General features: G+C 73.7%; 6 protein-coding genes. 5 read left to right on the top strand and 1 reads right to left on the bottom strand.

Annotated elements, in window-relative coordinates:
- Nucleotides 1–93 precede the first annotated feature (93 nt).
- The 4 genes from AQJ58_RS25530 to AQJ58_RS25545 are packed head-to-tail and all read left to right on the top strand — an operon-like array spanning nt 94 to nt 17,758.
- Nucleotides 94–537: a YbaB/EbfC family nucleoid-associated protein gene (locus tag AQJ58_RS25530; protein WP_067253939.1), complete on the top strand. Its 444-nt coding sequence runs from the start codon at nt 94–96 to the stop codon at nt 535–537.
- Nucleotides 530–892, top strand: a complete 363-nt coding sequence (locus AQJ58_RS25535) for a hypothetical protein (protein WP_067253942.1) — start codon at nt 530–532, stop codon at nt 890–892. Before AQJ58_RS25530 ends, AQJ58_RS25535 begins: the two co-directional genes overlap by 8 nt.
- Complete coding sequence (locus AQJ58_RS25540) at nt 889–16,380, top strand: WXG100-like domain-containing protein (RefSeq protein ID WP_067253943.1); 15,492 nt, start codon at nt 889–891, stop codon at nt 16,378–16,380. Before AQJ58_RS25535 ends, AQJ58_RS25540 begins: the two co-directional genes overlap by 4 nt.
- 58 nt (nt 16,381–16,438) lie before the next feature.
- A complete protein-coding gene (locus tag AQJ58_RS25545) occupies nt 16,439–17,758 on the top strand; it encodes a ricin-type beta-trefoil lectin domain protein (protein ID WP_067253946.1) in 1,320 nt (439 codons plus the stop codon).
- Between the two features lie 152 nt (nt 17,759–17,910).
- On the opposite strand, the gene AQJ58_RS25550 is transcribed toward AQJ58_RS25545, so the two are convergent.
- Nucleotides 17,911–19,128 (bottom strand): acyl-CoA dehydrogenase family protein, encoded by a 1,218-nt coding sequence (locus AQJ58_RS25550; RefSeq protein ID WP_067253948.1) that lies wholly within the window; start codon nt 19,126–19,128, stop codon nt 17,911–17,913.
- 127 nt (nt 19,129–19,255) lie between these two features.
- Between AQJ58_RS25550 and AQJ58_RS25555 the strand changes: the two genes are divergently transcribed.
- Nucleotides 19,256–20,044, top strand: coding sequence for an enoyl-CoA hydratase/isomerase family protein (locus AQJ58_RS25555; protein WP_067253951.1), 789 nt, complete (start codon nt 19,256–19,258; stop codon nt 20,042–20,044).
- Nucleotides 20,045–20,105 lie beyond the last annotated feature (61 nt).

Consider the following 20,105-nt stretch of genomic DNA (forward strand, 5'->3'; position numbering starts at 1 on the left):
GCGCCGGGATTCAATCGGCCCGTGGCCCGTCCTCCTGCCCCCCAGGAGGACGGGCCGCTGCGACCGCTCGCGGAAGGAATCAGGAAGCACGCCGTGACCACGCCCTACGACGACGAGATCGACGATCTCCTGCGCGACTACCAGGACCAGCGGGCGCGGCTCGGCGACCTCCAGCGGAGCATCAACGAGGTCGCGGTGACGGTGACGGCCTCCCGGCAGGTCGTCCGGGTGACGGTCGGCCCGCAGGGGCAGCTGCTGTCCGTGGAGTTCCCCACGGGCGCGTACCGCAGGTTGACCCCGGCCGAACTGGCCGAGGTGCTGATGACGACCTTCGGCCAGGCCCGTGACGAGGCGATCGCCGAGGTCGCCTCGATGGTCGCCGGCGGTCTGCCGGAAGGGCTGGACGCCGAGGAACTGCTGCGGGGGAAGGCCGATCTGACGGGCATCCTGCCCGAGGATCCCCGCATGCCGGCCACGGTCCGCTCGTACGTCGAGACCGGTCGGCCCGCACGGGCGGAGGACAGCCACGATGAGTAGACGACTCTCCATCGACACCGACGGTGTCGGCGCGGGCGCGACCGGACTGCGGGCCGCCGCGGCGCAGTTGGCGTCGATCATCTCCACGCTCGACAGCGGCGTGGACGCCCAGCACCAGCCGTGGGGCGACGACAAGATCGGCCAGGGGTTCGCCGGCCAGTGGGTGCCTTCGAAGAACGACCTGCTGGACTCGGGCCGCGATCTGGCGCGGGTGCTGGAGAGCGCCGCCGACGGCATCGAGACCATGGCCAAGGGCTTCACCGCCACCGAGGACGAGAACATCGACAGCCTGCGCGGGCTGCACGGTGACCTCTCCGCGGGCACGCCGTCCGCCGGAGGACATCGCACCGCATGAGCCTGATGCTGCCGCCGGGGCTCAACTGGCTCGCCCAGATCACGGTGGGCGAGAACTGGCCCAGGGCCGACGAGGACAAGATGCGCCAGGTGGCCGCCCGGCAGCGGGAGGCCGGTATCCGGCTGGCGCAGCTGTCCAACCAGCTGGGTCCGGTGATCGGCCAGGTGCTGGAGAGCATGTCGGGGTCGGCGGCCTCGGAGTTCACCCGCTTCATGCGGCGGCTGCGGACGACGCTGCCGCAGATGTCCTCCTCCTCGCACCAACTGGGGAAGTCCGCCAAGGACGCGGCGCTCCAGGTCGAGTACGCCAAGCTCATGATCATCATGCAGATGATCCTGATGGCGATCGAGATCGCGCACTGGCTCGTCGTGGCTCCCGCCGCCGTGCCCGGCATCGTGGCCGCCGGTCGGGTGACCGTACGTCAGATCATGCGGCGGCTGTTCCTCAGCATCCTGGGCGAGGTCGCGGCCGAGGTCGGCCTCGACGCGGTCGCCCAGACGATCCAGATCCTCCGCGGCGACCGGACGTCGTGGGACAGGAACATGACGCTCGACGCGGTCAAGGGCGGTGTCATCGGCGGTGCGGTCGGTGGCCTGGTGGCGGGGGCGGCCGGACGTTTCACCCCTCGGGCGACCCAGTCGGCCGTCGGCCAGGGCATGATCGAGGGCGTCACGGGTGTGGTCGAGGGCGGTGTCTCCAACGCCCTCCTCAACGACGACTCCGAAGCGTGGATGAACTTCGTGTCGGGGTTCGTCGGCGGTGCGATCGGCGGCGCCGACGGCGAGGGTCCGCAGAAGGTGGACGTACCCGAACTCGACGGTCTCGCAGGCGGCCTCGCCGGCCTGGAGGACGCCGCCAAGTCGGCGGACGCCCCCGCCCCGGCCGTGGCCGACCGTCCCCCGGCCAAGGATGCGGACACCCCGGACGGTGGTGGGTCGTCGTACGGGCGCGCCGGCGTCTCGGCCGGTGCGAGTCCCGCCGCGCCGTCGCGGGGCTCGACGGGTACGGGGGACGGGGCCGTGACCGGGGCGGTTGCCACCGCCGTCGGCGTCGCGGGCGGCACCGCCTCGGCGGCATCCCCAGCTCGCGGCGGGTCGTCCGTCGACCGGACCGGGACAGCCGGCTCCTCCAGGAGCACGTCCGCGTCCGGCGACGCCGGCTCGGCCGGCAAGCCCCCGGCCGGGGCGACACGGGCGGGCGGCACCACGGCCACGACGGGTTCCGGCACGGCCTCCGGGACGCAGCGCGGCGAGTCCGGCGTCGAGTCCGGCACCGGGTCCGGGCGAGGCGTCGACGGATCCGACGGCCAGGACTCCGCCATGCCGCCGCCGTCGGCCCGTACGGCATCGCCGGTACCGGGGCCGACGTCCGCCGGCCCCGGTACCGGAACCGGCCCGGGCGCGGGCTCCGGCTCCGCCACGGCCTCCGGTACGCGGCAGGCACAGCCCGGCGCGTCGGACGCCTCGTCGTCCTCCGCCGGCCGGTCCGCGACGCCTGCGGGCGGGGCCGACTCCGCCCAGAGCGGCCGTGGTACGTCCCGGGCCGCCGCACCGGTGCGCACGGAGGCCACCACCGGCGGACGCCCTGCCGGCCGCCCGTCCGTGGTGACCGAGAACCCCGGCACACCGGCCGTTCGGACCACCGCGTCCGCCCCCACCGCCGCGGCCACCGGGCGCATCGCGGCGGCAGCCGCCTCCGTCTCCCCGGGCCGCGTCACCCCTGCGGAGCCCGCCGCCTCCGGGCCGGACGTACGACGGCACGGGTGGGAGTCCGGCGCGCCCGCCGCGCCGACGGCACGGACCACTCCCTCCCCCGACGTCCGGCCGACGGAGTCCTCTCCCCCCGGCCGGGAAACCGGCTGGCACGCGGCACCCCACACATCCGGGTCCCGCAGCACCGCGTCCGGTTCGGGTACCGCCTCCGCCTCGGGTACCCATTCCGCTACGGGTACCGCCTCCGCTTCGGCCTCCACGTCGTCGAACCCCACCGCCGCGCCGGGCGCCCCGACGTCCGCCCGCGAGAGGATCAAGGGCTTCCTCGTCGCGTTCGCCGCGCACGTCGAACGCGACGACACCCCGCCGGACTTCACCAGCGCCTACGCCGACTTCCTCGATGCCCAGGAGTTCTTCGACAGCACACAAGCGTGGAAACCGGCCTACGTGGCACTGGCGAGGGATCTGCACGCCGACCTGGCGCAGATCCGCGCCGACCAGGCCGCGCAGCCGACGCCCATCCCGCCGAGGGACGATGCGACGATCCGGCTGTACCGCAAGATGTCGACGGTCGAGGCCGCTCAGATCCTCGACCGGAACCAGCCGAAGGTCGGGCTGGTCAAGGCGATGGCGTACCACGACACGCCGCAGCACCGGAAGTTCTTCACCACGTCGCTCTCACACACCAGCGTCTTCCACAACGCCAACGCGGCCACGGACACCGAGACCGTGCTGGAGTTCCAGCTCCCCGAGAACAGCTACTGGGACTTCGTGAAGGCGCACGGCACACCCAACCAGCAGTCCGGCGCGTACACCGTGGCGGATTCCGCGTTGCTCAACCAGGAACAGCTGGTCGTCGGCCCGGCCGCCAACTTCACGGTCCGTCAGCAGGTCGAAGCGGTCCACACCGACAGGACCCACCACAACATCGGTATCGCGCCCGGCAACGTGGCCGAGTTCGTCAGGCACCTGGGACCCGTACGGGTCGTCGGGCAGGCCGAGATCGACCGGTCCGTGCGGGACGCCCGCGCGACGGCCGCCGCGACCCGGGCTGCCCGGGTCGCGCAGGCCGTCCAGCAGCGGGCCGACCGGGCCGCGGAGCAGATCCGGCAGGAGGCCGAGGCGCGAGCGGCCAAGAAGGCCGCGCAGGCGGCCAAAGGCCCGCACGCCGCTCCGGGCGGCGATGCGGAGACCGGGGCCCGGAATCCGGCGGCGGACGCCGACAGCGACCCGTTCGGGACGGACCCCGCCCTCCCTGCCGGTGCCCCGGTCCAGGTCGCCGGTGCCGTCGAACCGCCGTCGTCGGCCGAGCTGGTCGCGGGTCTGCTCGACATGCCGGCCGGTCACCTGAGCGACGCCCTGACGCTGATGGGCCCGGACCACGTGCGCTGGCTGGCCGCCCACCAGCCGTTCGTGGACGGACTGCGGACGTCGCTGACCCCGGCGGAGTTCGCGGGGGTCGCCGCCCGTCTGCTGGTCGTGGTGCCCGGTGAGGCGTCCCGGCCCGTCTCCGCGCGGCACGAGGCGCACGCGCAGGTGACACGGATGCTGGGGGACCCGGAGGTGACGGCCCGGCTGCTGCTGTCCGGCGCGTCGGTCGTGGTGCTGCCCCAGGACGTCCCGCTGACCGACGTCAGTTCGTTCACGGCCCTGCACGGGGCCACCGACGAGCACCTCGGCCGGTCGGCCGACGACCTGCGCGGCGCGGCGACCCCGCTGACCGCGGCGATACCGGAGGAGAACCTCCTCGGCGAGGACACCCCGGTCGGGCCGGCCGCCCACCAGCCCGACGGCTACTCCTCCGCGACGCACGAGATCGCGCACCTCATCCACATGCAGGGGCTGACCGACGCCGACCGCGAGGTCATCGACCGGGCCTACCGGAACAAGCTCGACCGGGGACCGGCCGCGCAGTGGCCCGACGGCGTCCGCCAGGACCTCGACGGCGACCCGGCGGAGAACTACTCCTCCACCGACGCCTACGAGTACTTCGCCCAGGCCACCAACGCCTATCTCGGCACCAACCACGGCAGGGACGGCATGACCGGCCGTCCCCGCAACAACGGCGCCGCGTGGGTTCGCGAGCACGAACCCGACCTCAGCCCGCTGCTGGAGAAGCTGTACGGCACCGAACCCGACACCGTCCACGGTTCGCCCGCCAACCCCGTCACCGCCACCGCGGCCGACAACGCGAGGTACGAGGCCTTCCGCGACTTCACGGACTTCGTGGACGGGATCGAACCGGACGCCGCGGCCGGCCACAGCTCGCGGCCGTCGGCGTCGACGGCGGACGGCTCGCCCGCCGCCGACCGCCGCACGGGGAAGGCCCCGGCGGCACCGGCGAAGGCCGGCGAGGAGAACCACGCGCCTCCCCTGCACGGCCCCGCGGAGGCGCGACAGCCGGCTACGAGGATCACCGCCGACGCGATGGAGAGGTTCTACACCGAGTACCTCGATCACTTCGACAGCCAGGAGAGGCACGACAACTTCAACAACGCCTACTTCGACTTCCTCGCCGGCCAGCAGACGCTGGACCCCGTCGTGGCGTCCCACGAGAAGGTGACGAAACAGCTCGAGATCCTGCACGGAAAGCTGGCCGAACTCAGTGGCCGGCATTCCTCGGCGGCCACCCCCATCCCCCACACGGGCGACCAGCCGATCAGGCTCTACCGGAAGATGTCCCCCGCCGAAGCCGCACAGATCCTCGGCGCGGACAGCACCGCGGCCGGGATGACCGCCGCGATGAACCACAACCGCAGTGACGAGTACCGCAAGTACTTCACCACCTCCCTCTCCCACACCAGCGTCTTCACCAACGAGAACGCCTCCTCGGACTCCGACGTCGTCCTGGAGTTTGAGATCCCGTGGAAGGACTACTGGCGTTTCGTCCAACGCTTCGGAACACCGAACCAGCTCGCGGGCGCGTACGGGATCGCCACCTCCGCGCTGGTCCACCAGGAGCGGTTGCGCACCGGCCCGGCCGCCAACTTCAGGACGCAGCGGGACGTCGACCTGGTGCGGGAGCAGGCCACCCACCACAACATCGGCATCGGGCACGGCAATCTCCGCGAGTTCAACGCGATGCTGCGCAACACCGTGCGGGTGGTGCCCGCCGCGGAGGTCGAGACGGCCGCGCGGCAGGCCGGAGACGACGCTCGGAGAGCACGGCGCGCGGAGGCGGAGACCTTGATCCGGCAGCAGGTGGCACCGCTGCGTGAACGGGAGGCGCAACGTGCCGCCGAGGCCGCCGGCCTGCACGGCGCACCGACGGGCGAGACCGACGCCGCGGTCACGGCCCCGGGGCGGGACGCGCGGCCGGAGACTCACGACGAGCTCCCCCCGGCCGATGCCGACGACCGCTGGAAGACCGCGCCGTCACGCCTCGAAGAGCCCGAACCGGGTGCGTATGTGCGCGGGTTCGGCTCCACCCGCGACGGTGCGCCCGGGCTCGCGGGCATCGGGCCGATTCCCGCCGGGACGATCGCCGACCTGCGCGCCCGGATCACCGCGGACCTGGGCCTGCGGGGCGACGCCGACAGCGCCCCCGAGGTCACCGCCGTACTGGACCGGCAGTTGGCGCCGGAACAGCTGGAGGAACACCTCCCCGCCCTGCTGAGCGAGCACGGGCACCGGATCACCGTGCCGGTCGACGGCCGTCGGCGCACGGTGGACGTCCGGCTGTCACTGGACTTCGCCGGCCGCTCCGACCGGATCGGCGAGAACGGCGCACCCCCGCCCGAGCACCGTGTGGAGCGGCGTGCGATGGCGTCGCAGAGCATGGCGGACTCCGGCGGGTCCGCCACTTCCCGGGTGCTTCCGGCGGGCTGGAGCGGCACCTTCCCGGTGACGCGGCTGCCGCTGACGGCCGTCCGGGGCGCTGTCCAGCTGTCGCTCACGCACAATCAGCAGTCGGGCACCACCAGCGTCACCGACACCGTGCAGATGATCTCCTCGCAGCGCAGCAACGAGCCGTCACAGCGGTTCGCCTACGACACGTCGTGGCTGCTGCGGGTCGACGACGACGGTGACGACGCCGGGAACACCGGTGACGGTCCGGCGCGGGCCCCCGGCGCCCCGGACCCGACCGGCGAGGACGTCCCCCTGCGGGACCTGGGGTGGAAGAAGGGTGAGCGGGCCGGAACCATCGACGTCTGGTTCCCGCAGCACCTCGCCTCCGACGACCACCTCGCGGGTCCCGAGCGGCGCCCGGCGGACCTGGACGACCTGCCGCTGTGGAGTGTCGACTCCCTCAGCGATCCGGAGCGCCTGGCGCGCGAGGTGCGCGACCACTTCTCCCAGGACCTCTCCACGCTGTCCGCGGAGTCCGCGCAGGCGGTGGACACGATGCTCTCGGAGTCCGAACTCCGGGGCGCCATGACGCTGTTGCGCGACGGGATGTACTCGCCGGTCCTGGTGGACGCGCAGGGCAACGCGGTCGGCATGCTGAAGATCACGGCCGTGGTCGTGCCGGGCACGCCCCTGCGCAGCAGTGTTCCCGGAAAGCTCACCCTGGAGAGCCATCTCTCACACGCCCAGGCGGTGGACGTCTCGACCCAGGTGACCAGTGGTGTCACGGTGGACGGCTCGGTCACCTTCCCCATGACGTCGGAGCATCCGCACCAGGGCACGGCGCCGATCGGCACCGGAGGCCCCACGGGACGGTTGGGCGGGTCGTTCCAGACGTCCCGGTCGCTGGGCTCCGGGGGCGGCGCGACCCTCCAGCACTCCGTCCGGACCACGGCCGCCCACCTGCTGACCACGGCGGACGTGACGTACACCGTGGAGTTCGTCCGGGCCCGCGGCGGTTCACGGTCGCACGACTTCGGTCGCTGGCAGGACGGGCTGCGACTGCGGGTGCCGACGGCCGAGACCGCCGTCGGCCGTGCCCCGGACGAGGTCCGGGGACTGCCCCCGGCGCTGGAGCAGATGCGGAGCATCGGTGTGTCGGCCACCCCGCTGGGGGTGGACGGCGCCGACGGGATGTTCGCCCGGGCCGAGACGTGGCTGCGGGAGCAGGGCTATCTGCCACCGGCCGATCCGGCGTCGAGCCTGCTGCCCGACGCGCTGGGGGAGGCCGACGCCCACGCCCGGCTCGCGAATCTGCGGCGTTTCCAGCAGGCCCGGTCGTCGGTGGGGCGGCGGGCCGCGATCGACTCCATGGTCGACGGCGGCTACGCCCTGTGGCTCGACCGGCCGTCGCTCACCGGGGCCGGCCGGGTCCAGGTACGGCTGACCGCCGTACGCGACACGGACCTTCCGTCGCGGCACGTCCGGACACTGCCCGACATCCAGATGATCAACGCGGTGTCGATGAACGCACCGGGCAACCAGCAGAGGTCGACGGCCTGGAGCCTGTCGGGCGGGGGCGGAGTCACCGGGAGCGGCGGCGTCCCCAAGGCCCCGGCCTGGCTGGGCGGCGGCGCGGACCTGATCGGCGAGCACCGGTGGACCGATGTGTCGTCGGCGGCGTCGGGTCTGAGCCACGACCAGTTGACGCTGAGCAACCACGGCCAGGCCGCCGAGGTCTTCGAGGTCCCGGTCCGTCTCGGCCTCGACGTGTACGGGGCCGATCCCCGTACCCCGCTGGCCCGGTTCACCGACGCCGGACCGGAGGAGGACCCGAGCGGGCACGACGTGGAGAACCCGGCCCCCGCCGAGGGACGTCCCCGGGGCACCTCCGGGACACTGCGGGTCGCGGTGCCGCACCACCGCACCGTCGAAGCGGGCCCCCGGCCGGGCGGCCCGGCCGCCCGGCGGATCCCGGCCGCCGTCCAGCGCCCCGTCGAGCAGACCGACCTGGACCGGCTGGCGGTCGGCGCGGACGACTCGGTCGGCAGCGGGGTGTTCCGCGTGCCGGGCGACGCCGTGGTCGACGTGTTCGCCGGTTCGCGCGACCTGATCGACGCCTTCAGCGACATCGTGGCTCCCACGAAAACGGACCCACCGGCGGCGGACGGCGCGCAGCGCGGCGCGTGGCAGTCGCTCACGGACACCCTCGCCTCGGTCCTGCCCGCATCGATGTCCGCGGCGGGCACCTGGGGCGCGGACCAGCTCGGCGGTCCCGCCGCCGACGACCAGCGGACCCTGGCGGCGGAGGCGCTGCGCGCCGCCCTGAGCCCCGCCCACCTGCTGGGACGGGCCCACCAGATCCTCGGCAGCGGCTATGTCGTCGAGGGGGTGACCCTGCCGGGCATGGCGAGCGACCACGAGTTCTCGGTGGAACTACGGGCGTACGCGAGTACCCCGGGACACCACGGGGACATGGAGCAGTATCTGGAGACCGGCGTGTCGGCGCCGAGTTCGACGTCCCATCAGGTGAAGACCTCCTCGGGTGCCCGGGCCGCGGTCAGCCTGAGCGCACGGCGCGACGTCAAGGACAACAGCGACACCAGCAAGAACTCGATGGTCGCGCCGGCGCTGTCGCTGAGCCACCGGCGGGCGTCGGAGCGGTCCGAGACGCTGGGTGCGAAGACCGCCACCGGCCGCACCGCGACCGAGGACAACCGGGAACACCGGCTGCGCTCGGACGTGACCTTCGTCGTCACGGTGCGGCACGGTCGGCGCAACGCCTTCGGCAACCTGGTCGGGATCGGCGCCGGCGCCACCGCGTCGTTCGCGCTGGACGTGCCGCAGGCTCTGGATGTTCTCGTGACGGAAGCACAGGTCAGACGCAATCCGTCGCGCTTCGAAGGCATCCCGGCGCTGGACGCCGTCCGGCGGTCGCCGCACCCCGGCGCCGACGCCCCGCCGCCCGCCCTGCCCGACCGGTTCGCCCGCACGGGCCGGCTCGGACTCGGCGTCGTCCTGGACTCCGTCCCGCTGGCGGAGCGCCCGGTCGCCGTGGAGCCGTCCGCCGGCAGCGAGGCCGGGACCGCGGTGCCGTCCGCCGACAGCGAGGCCGGGACCGCGGTGCCGAGCCGGAGGCCCGGTGCCGGGCCCGCCGTGGTACCGGCCGCCGGGAACACCCTGTACGAGAAACTGCTGCGGCAGGTGGAGCTCGAGGCGCCCGGCGCCACCGTCCCGGGTCACTCCGCGTATGTGCCGGGGGTCCGGTCCCGGATCGCCGACCACACGTCGCAGTCCGCGATGCGCGCCCTGCCGGGGCGTGGTCCGGCGGACGCCCAGCGGTTCCACTTCGTGCACACCGTCGCGGGCGGCGCACGGCTGGTGGAGGTCGCGCTCACCGCAACGCCGCACGCCGACACGGCCGGTCTGCGCGCCGTCAGGGGGCGGGCCACGGTCGCGGGCACCGGCATCGAGAACGCGCCCGCGCACGCCCCGACCACCACGTCAAGCGGGGAGACCCACACCCGGCAGAACAACGGTTCGCTCGGTCTGGTCACCCGCCACCCCCGGGCCGGGGACGCCCTGGTCGCCGACCGGACCGGACCGTCGCTGGGCATCGGCACCAGCCAGAGCCGGGGCAGCTCCACCTCGACGACCTGGGAGGACCGCTTCTGGCTCCGCAGCGACCACGTGGCGGACTTCGAGGTCGACTACGACTACACCAGCACCGTGCGCTCGGCACCGCTCGGCGAGTGGCCCCCCAACCTGCTCGGCGCGTACCTGCGGGGCGGCATCGTCTCCTGGGGCGACAGCCCCGACATGGCGAGCTGGCTGGCGGCCACGTTCGGCGACGGGGTGCCGACCGAGGAGCGCACCACCGTCCGCAACACCCTGCGCTTCGTGGCGGGCGAGACCCCGGCAGAGCCTGAAAGGCGCGCGGAGCCCGTACCGTTCGCCTTCCACGACCAGGACCCGGCGGCCGACCGGTCCACCGCCACCGGCGCGTACTCCGGTCCCGCGCTCACCCCGCGCGAACCGGTGGTGGTCTACGACTTCGACGGCGGGCAGCAGCTCCGTGAGGCCCTGGCGCTGGCGGACCCGGCCCTGCGCGGACAGGGCATCCTGCCCGACGACGACTCGCAGGAGCACGCGGCCACCCGGCTCGGCGAACTGATCCGGCTCGGACGGGTCGACATCGTGCGCCCCGACTCCCAGGTCATGCCGGGCGCCTGGCCCCAGGAGGGCGGCCGCCAGTCCACCACGACCGTGACCACCAAGGTCTACCACCCGCGCCCGGTCACCGAGAGCCGTGACGTCATCCTGGACCGGCTGCGGCAGAACACCACCGCCGTCACCTCCTCGACGTCGACCGCCACCCTGCCCAACCTGTCCTTGAGCACCACCCTCACGACGGACCGCCGCATCGAGAACCACATGGTGGGCCTCGGCACCTCGCTGACGGCACCGAAGCCCGTCGAGCGGGGGCAGACCCTCGGCTCGACCCACACCCGCCGCGAATGGCTCAAGGCCGGCACGACCACCGCGCCCGACGAGGGCGGCCTGCGGACCTACGAGACCGAGGTCGACGTGGTGATCACGGTGACCGCTCCGTCCGGCATCGAACGCCATGTGGCCGGGAGCACCACCGTGCGGCTCGCCGAACAGGATCTGCTCGGCCACGGCGTCACCGGGCCGAACCCCCAGCCCGGCGTCCACGACCTGCGGTCGATGCTCCGCGACCAGAGGGACGAGGACCAACGGGACTGGTCCCGGCACCAGCTGACCGACCTCCCGGCGACCCTGGCCGCGGGGCTCGAGGGCGGCAACGGACCCGTACAGCTCTGGCTGGCGGCCGACATCGCGGCTCCACCGGCCACCGACGGCGTTCCGCTCCTCGGCCGGGCCCTGTACGCGGCCTCGCGGACCGCGGCCCTGACGGAACGGAGCGTGGAACTCGTCCTGCGCACCGACGAGGGGGCGCAGAACTGGCCGTTCGACGGCAGTGGCCGGCTCCGAAGCGGCGACCCGGCCACCGTCGACGCCTGGAACACCTTCGCCGGTCATGCCGAGCGCCACGCGCTGGCCGCCGCGGAGCAGGCACAGGCGCACCGGGCGTGGGGGGACCGGCGCGGCCAGGCCGCCGTGCGGCAGGTCCGGGCGGACGTCGCAGTACGCCGCGACCGGGCCCTGCGGGAGCTGCGGATCGCCGAACGCGAGCTCGTGACGGCGGAGTTGCTCCTTGAACGGGCCAGGGCGCGACTGGCGTCGCTGCGGGCCGAAGGGTCCGCCGCCGGGGCCCCCGACCCGCTGGACACCGTACGGGAACCACACGTCGACGAGCCCGGGACCGCGGACCGGCCGTCGCTGCGCGACACTCTGGCCGCCACCCTCGAGGTCAACGGGGCCGAACGGGCGCTGCGGGCCGCGCGACAGCGGCTCACCCGCACCGCCGAGGCGACCGACCGGGAGCTCGCGGAGCTCGGCACCGGCCCGGCCGAACGGACCGCGCACCCCTTTGACGGCTCGACGACGGCCGAGGAGCGATCGGCGCAGGCCGACGCATACCTGCGGTCGGCCGAGACGGCGCTGGCGGCGAGCGAGAAGGCCCGGGACGAGGCGGTCGGAGCCCTCCGCGTCATCGATGCGGAAGAGATCGCCGCGCTCGGCGAGCAGCTGCGCCGGGCCGATGAACAGCGCTTGGCGCTCGCGGCGTTGGCCGATGCGACGCCTGCCCTGCGGGAGGCTCGCCGGGCGAGCGGAGAGGGCCGGATCGAGCGGCCGGTGGCGTCCCTGACCTCGCGCACCCCCCGACGGCCGGCCACCGACACCGGATCGCGAAACCGCCGACCCGCCCCCGAACCGGCCCCGCTGCGCGAGATCGTGGTGGAGTCGCCGGACCGTGCGACCGCACCCCCGGAGGCGCCCTCCCGCCCGACGGCCGTCACCGGTTCCCGTCCCGCACCCGACCGCGGCACCGGGCCGACCGGCGGACACCGGGCCACCGGATCTCCTGCCCACCGCTCCGCGATCCCGGCCCCGGGACAGATCCACGTCCTGAACGGGCTGAACCGCACAGCCGTCGACGTACCCCACGACGGCGACTGCCTGTTCAGCGCGCTGCTGCGCACCGCTCCGGGCCGGATCGTCGAGCCGGACGGAAGCATCCCCACCTCCACGGGCATGCGACAGCGGATCTCCACCGAGCTCCTGCGGGAACTGGAACTGCCCGCGGCGGACCGGACCCTGTGGGACGGCATGGCCGGCCAGGTCAGGGAGGGCCTGGCGGCGGACCGGGCCCGCCGCCGCCAGGACGAGGCGGCGGCGCACCGGGCGAAGGGACCGGCCCGGACCGAAGCCGAACGGCGCGCGGAGTTCGACCGGTTCGTCGACGCGGAACGCCTGCTGCTCGCCGCGACCGGACCCACGGACGACGAACTCCGCCGGATCGCGGTCGACTTGGGAACACCAGGGGTCTACGATTCGGCCGCCGGGGATCTGGCGCTGGGACTGGCCACCCGGATCTACGGATTCAACGCCCAGGTGATCGGCCACGGAAGCCCGTACCCGGTCGGCGACGGCCCCGGCGCGCCCGTCGTGCTGGTCCGCCTGGACCGGACCGAGGCGGGCGTCGACCACTGGATGGCCACGGGGCCGAGGCCCGCCGACACCACCGCGTCGGCCCCGTCGGCTGCCTCGACGGTACCGGCGACCTCGGCGGTACCGAACGTGCCGGGCGGGGGGCACCGCACGGCACGGACCGTGGCACGCCCCGTGACGCGGGCCGCATGGACCCACCGCCGGGCGGACGCCCCCGTGGCGCGCCTGAGCATCGAGCGCTTCGACCCGGCCCGCGACCCCGCCGCGGCCTCCCGAAGCGCGGGCACGCTGGCGGGCAGCCGGACCCTGATCCGCTACAGCGCCCGCCGGGTGCAGGCGGAGGACGGCACCTGGGTACGGGACTTCACCCTGAACCTGCCGGTGCGGCGGACCGGCACCATCGGCCCGTCCGACCTCACCGCGCTGCAAGGGCGGCTCCAGGCGCTGCTGGACACCCACGTCAACACCGGCTACGCGCTGCCGAAGTCGGGCGACCAGCTGCATGTGGGCGTCCGGCTGGTCGACGCCCCCGACCACGCCGAACACATCACGCTCACCGACACGCCCGGGGGCTCCCCCCTGCCCCGCGCACGTCAGCGGACCCTGGATCTGCGGCACAGCGACGGGGTGAAGCTGCACGAGATGCTCCACTACCTGGGGCTGCCCGACACCTATGTGGACCCGGACACCCTCTTCCGGCAGTCGCCGGACCAGCCGGCCGTCCGTAAGGAGGGGGTGATGACCGCCACCTGGGACCTCGTTCCGGGGACCCTCCCGCACGAGTACGTGGAGCGGATCGAGAGCATCGCCGACTCCCATCTCGTCCTGCGCGACCACCCGTTGCCCGCACCGTCGCGGACCGCCCCGTCGATGGCCGCGGCGGAGCCGGCCCGTGGACCGGAGCCGTACTCCACCACGGACAGCTTCGACGACGAGTTCGCCGCCCTGACCGACGGCAGCTTCCCCGTTCACGCGGCGACGGACCGCTGGACGGTCTGGGGGGTCGACGGGGACGCCAAGGCCCTGGTGGCCGAGATACCGGCGCTGGGCCTGCGCGGCACCCACGTCGACGGCGTCGACCGTCCCCACGCCGGCCCGTTCTCCGACCCCGGCCGGAGCACTCGGCACGGCCGGGAACCGGCTCCCGCCTGGAACTGGTACCTGCCCGGCGAGGGAGCGGTCGCCTCGTCGCACTGGCGCGCGGCCCCGCTGGACATCCCGCACCGGGTGGGCCCGCGTCCCCCGGTCGACCCCGCCGTCACCGCGGCCCGCCGCACGGACCCCGCTGCCCTCCCCGAGGGCGCCCGGTGGCGGCTGGACGACGACACGCTGCACGTCTTCAGCGATCTGGCGCCGCAGGAGGTCTTCCGTACCGGCCTGCTCCCGGGCGGCGACCGTCCGGTGCACCTGCTCAAGCAGGCAGCCGACGCGCCCACCGACAGCTCCTACCTCACCGCCACCCGGCGGACCGACCACCCGCTGTCCGCCGGCGCACGGTGGCGGTACGACCTCGAGGTGCCGGGCGGGATCGATCTCAACGCCACCCTCGACATCGCCTCGCCCTTCCCGGACCGGCACGAGGTCCTCTTCCCCGGGGGCGTCGACGCCCGTTTCGTCCACAGCGCGCGGCGGCTCACCGACGGTGTGCCGGACGACACCCGGCACGAGAACCCCGGCTTCGCCCCTGCCCAGGCAGCCCCGGACGGGCACGGCGGCCACGACACCCCGACGAGCGAGGCGGAGGGCGACGACCGGTGGGAGACCAGTCATGCACCACTGGAGCAGGTCACGCAGTACCGCATCTGGCGCAGGAGCCCCGAGGCCGTACCGTTCCACCGGATCGCGCCGCTGAGTGTGGTCCATGTCGACACGCGGCAGCCCGGGGCACGGCCGCTGGCCCTGATCGGGCGAGAGAGGGTACGCGAACAGGGCAATCCCACGCTCCGCGTCTCCGGCGACCGCACCCTGGCGATCAACGCGGCGGGACCCGGTGTCCAGGAGGTCTACGCGACGAAGCTCGCCGTCGACCGCGCCAACCGCGAACTCGCCGAGGTCGGCAGCAAGGTCACGCTCGCTGTCGACCCGGACGTGCGGATAGAGCTCCCGCTCCAGGAAAAGCCTCTGCTCCGGGTCGTACCGTCCTTCCCCCCCGGTGCGACCATGCCGGCCGAGTGCAACAATTTCGCGGCCCAGGTCCTCGGCGGCCTTCCCGACGCCATCGTGCTGCGGAACGGGCAGGGCACCACCGTCCCCGTCAGGACCAAGGACATCGCATCACAACGGATCACCAGCACCCATGAACTGGTCCACTCGATGAGCGTCGGGGTCCGGCAGGGGCACTGGTTCGATGCGCGGGCGGTCGCGAACGACATCATCCGGAACGTGAAGCGGGACGAACAGAGGAGCGCCGGACCACTCGCAGTCGGGGCCCTGTACCAGTCCGTCACCTCGGCCCCCATGCCACTCCGGTGGCGTGAGCTGAGCAGCACGATCGGGGTCAACGAGCATGCCTTGGCGCGTGTGGGTGACGGGTACCTGATCCAGTCGACGGGCGATGTGGACCCGAACGGCAGTCTGCACCTCTCCACCACGTCCGCCTTCGGCTACCACTTCGCCACGACAGTGCTGGCCAGTGAGGACGGAACGTCCCACGTGACACTGGAGAACCGCAACCGCAGAGGGGAGACCCAGCGCGTCGCCGACGAGGCCGCGGCCATCAACGCATACAACCGTCAGCCCGAAGGCACCGATCGCACGGGGGTCCAGCGTCTCTCACGCGACCACGGACTCATGCCCCGCGACGCGGACCTGTGGCACTTCCGGATCTACGGGGGGTCTGATGAGGGGATCCACCGGGCGGTGGAGCAGCCGGTGCCCGCTACCGACACCGCGGTGATGGAGCGGCCGTTCACCGCCGTGGTGACCGGCGGTCGCACACCGAACCGGTTCTCGGCGGTGCGGTTCGAGGAGAAGGCCAAGACCCTCGACACGGCTGCCAGGAACCAGATCAAGGACTTGGCCGTGAAAACGGCCCGCAACGCCCTGTGGAGCGCCAAACACGGCCTCGTGATGCCGACCGTGACCATCACCGGCTACGGCAGCAACTCCTGGACTCATTTCGCGAACGCCACGGGCAACGAACGAGCGGCCTACACCGCCGGGCTGTTCCAGCAGTTCCTGGGGGAGGCGCTCGACGATCTGCAGCGGTACCGGCCTCCCGGGCTCAGGATCACGCCCGAGGAGATCGGCGTGCGGACGGCGACCGGCGGCAACAGGTTCCCGACCGACATCGAGGCCAGGGGCGGGACGCGGCGGAGCCTCCCGTTCGACCCGGCGGACTGGCTGCGGACCGCCACGATCGAGATCGACATCCCCCCGTTCACCCTGCCCTGAGCACCGCGCCGTACCAGCCGTACCCGCACCATCCGCACACACGACGAAGTAGGAACACGTGGAACAGACGCCAGCACGACGGCAGACCCCCGAGGGCCCGGCCGGGGCCGGGGCCGGTGAACGTCCCGAACGCGATGCCCACGACGACGAGGCGGCCGTCTGGGAACAGCCTCTGCCGTGGCCGGCCACCTCCTCGGAGGCGGAACAGGGCCCCGCCGACGGGCCGGAGCCCCTTCCCGCGTCCACGACGGCACCGGCGGCGGCAGTGACCGGTGCCGCAGGGCGGGCGTCCGACGACGACACCGCGACCCGTCCCGAGCGGACCGCGGGCGTCCCGCCGTTCTCCGGGGAGGACGACGTCCCCGCCGGGGAGGCCGCGGACCCCGACGAGCCGGCACCGGCTGATCCAGGCGATCAGCGGTCCCGGCTGCTCGACCGGCTCGCCTCGCTGCGCGCGCTGGCCGCGTCCGCACGGGACGCCTCCGAAGAGGACCACGCGCCCTCGTCCCGGGGGTCCGGGTCGGCGCCTACGGGATCATCCGGCACGGAGTCCGCCGCGCGGGTGCCGGGAGCGGTCGTCGCCGGTTGCGTGCTCCTGGTCTGTGCCCTGGCCGCCGTCCCGTTGCTGGTGTCGTCCGGTGACGGCACGTCGGGCGGGAAGCACAGCGACTCCGCGGGCGATGTGCCCCCCGACGTGACGGTCCGCTACCCCTCTCCGGGTGCGACGAACAGTCCCGGTGGCGCCCATGGGGCCGGCAAGGACGGCTCGTCGCACCGGCCCGCCCAGGGCGCCGACGGAGGGTCCCCGGGCAGTGCGACGGACGAGGCCGGGGGCGGCGCGGCGAACACCGCCACCGGCACGGGCACCACGTCGTCGCCCGGTAAAGCCACCACTTCGGGCGGCGAGAACGCCGGACCCGCGTCGACGACAGGCTCCCCCGGCCCGAAGCCGACCGCCAAGGCGGACGCCGCGCCCAGTGCCGCGGCGGCCCCCGCCGGCAGGATGATCGCCGGCTACGCGTCCTCGCGGTGCATCGAGATCTCCTCGCGCGGCGGCACCGACGGCTCCCCGCTGCGGCTGTGGAACTGCGGTGGCGACTCGTGGCAGAAGTGGGTGTTCAAGTCCGACGGCAGTGTCCGGTCGATGGGCCTGTGCATGGACGCCGCGAACGCCGGCACGGCGGACGGCACCCGTGTCCAGCTGGCCACCTGCAACGGCGGATGGGCGCAGCAGTTCAACCTCAACGGCTCCCACGACCTGGTCAACACCCGGACCGGCAAGTGCGTCGACGCCGTCGACTCGGGCACCGCCGACGGCACACGGCTTCAACTGTGGCAGTGCGCGGGGACCTCCAACCAGAAGTGGTACCTGAAATAGCCCGGCCACGGCCCTCGCCGGGCGAACGCTCCCCCGCGGGGAGGGCGGGGAGGGCCGTCCCGGGAAGCCGCGCGCCCCGCCCCCGGCTGCGGGTCGGGCGGGCCGCGGACACCCGCGTCGCGTGCGCACCTCGGCCGGGTCCTCAGGCGTCGTCAGCCGTCGGCGGCACCCGCGCGCGCCTGCCGGTAGGGCCGTACGGCGCGCCGCGCGATGGCGAACCGGTGCGTCTCCGAGGGGCCGTCGTAGATCCGGAAGGGCCGCACCTCCCGGTAGAGGCGGGCCAGTGGGGCGTCGGCGGCCGAGATACCGAGGGCCCCGCAGATCTGCACCGCCCGGTCGACCACCCGGTTCACCGCCTCCGCCACGAAGGTCTTGGACACCGACGTGAGCTGTGCGGCCGCGGCGGAGCCGGTGTCCAACTCCCAGGCGGTACGCAGGATCAGCGCGCGGCTCGCCTCGATGTCGATCTCGGAGTCGGCCAGCATCTGCTGGACCATGCCGAGGTCTCCCAGCGCCGAGCCGAACGCCATCCGGCTCCCGGCCCGCTCCAGCGCGATGTCCTGGGCCCGACGGGCTGCTCCCAGCCAGCGCATGCAGTGGGTCGTCCGGGCGGGGCCCAACCGGACCTGGGCACCCTCGAAACCGCGGTCCACCTCGCCGAGCACCTGCTCCTCCCCCACCACGCACCCGTCGAAGACGATCTCGCTGTGCCCGGCGAAGAGGGACTCGTCGAGGGTCTCGATCGTCCGGACGAGGCGCATGCCGGGGGTGTCGGCGTCGACCAGGAACATGGTGGCGCCGCCGGGGTCGCCGGGGCTGCCGGAGGTGCGGGCCATGACGATGGCGAAGCCGGCCCCCTGCGCACCGGTGATGAACCACTTGCGGCCGTCGATGCGCCAGCCGCCCCGCACCCGGATCGCGGTGGTCCGCAGGGAGCGGGGATCGGCACCCGCTCCGGGGGCCGGTTCGGTCATGGCGAAGCAGGAGCGGATCCGGCCCGCGGCGAGCGGCCCCAGGTACGTCTGCTTCTGCTCTTCGGTGGCCACCGTCTCCAGGAGGTGCATGTTGCCCTCGTCCGGGGCCGCGCAGTTCAGTGCCAGCGGTCCGAGCAGCGAGTAGCCCGCCGCTTCGAACACGGCCGCCTGGCCCCGCAGGTCGAGCCCGTGTCCGCCCCAGCGGGTCGGTACGTGCGGGGCGAACACTCCCGCGTCCCGGGCGGCCTTCTGGAGGGTCTCGCGCACCGCTTCGGGGGCGTCGTGGACGGAGCCCCCGCACGCGCGCTCGGCCGGGACGACCACCTCGCGCACGAATGCGCCGGTGGCTGCGACCAGTTGGGCGACCTTCGGTTCGACGTCGAACTGGATGGACACGGGACCTCCCGCCGAGGGGCCTACGGGCGGACGGGCAATCGCGGCCGCCGCCTCCTAGAAACTGTATAGCGTCTTCAGTATCTTGCCTGGAAGTCCCGCTGGCGGGAAGGCGACAGGAGAAGCGCCCATGAACACGAGCACGAGTACCGGCCCGGTCCGGACCGTCCGCCACCCCGAGGGGGTCGTGGAGCTGAGGCTGGCGGCTCCCGACCGGGGGAACTCGCTGGATCTCGAGACGGCCGAGGCCCTGCGGGACGCGGCCCTGGAGGTGGCCGCCGATCCGGGCGGCGCGGTCCTGCTGCGGGCGCCGGGCGGCAGCTTCTGCGTGGGGGGTGACCTGCGGGCCTTCACCGGCCGCGGCACCGGGACCGGCGCCTATGTGCACGCCGTGGCGAGTGCCGCGCACACCGCGGTACAGGCCCTGTACGACCTGCCGGTGCCCCTGGTGACCGCCGTGCGCGGCGCGGCCGCGGGCGGCGGGATCGGCCTCGCCCTCGTGGGCGACATCGTCCTCGCGGCGCGGTCCGCGCGGTTCCGGCTGGCGTACACGGCGGTCGGACTCACCCCGGACTGCGGGGCGTCCTGGTTCCTGCCCCGTCTGGTGGGGCCCCGCAGGGCGGCGGAGCTGATCCTGACCAACCGGGTCCTGACCGGCGACGACGCCGAGCGGTGGGGCCTCGTCTCCCGGTCGGTGGACGACGGCGAGCTGGACGACACGGCACGGCGCACCGCGGCCGCGCTGGTCGCCGGCGCCGGTGACGCGCTCCGCGCCGCGAAGGGCCTGCTGCGCGTCGGCACGGGCGACGACCTGCGCCGCCACCTCGCCGACGAGGCTCGGTCGATCGCCGCCCTCGCCGACGGCCGGGAGGCCCAGGAGCGCATGGCGTCGTTCCTCTCCGCGAAAAGTGTTTCTTGAGTCCCTCTTCACTAACCTGCCCGCCGAGGCGTAACCTCCGGGCAACACAGAACCAAGCAAA

The sequence above is a fragment of the Streptomyces sp. DSM 15324 genome, from assembly GCF_001514285.1.
Classification (GTDB): domain Bacteria; phylum Actinomycetota; class Actinomycetes; order Streptomycetales; family Streptomycetaceae; genus Streptomyces.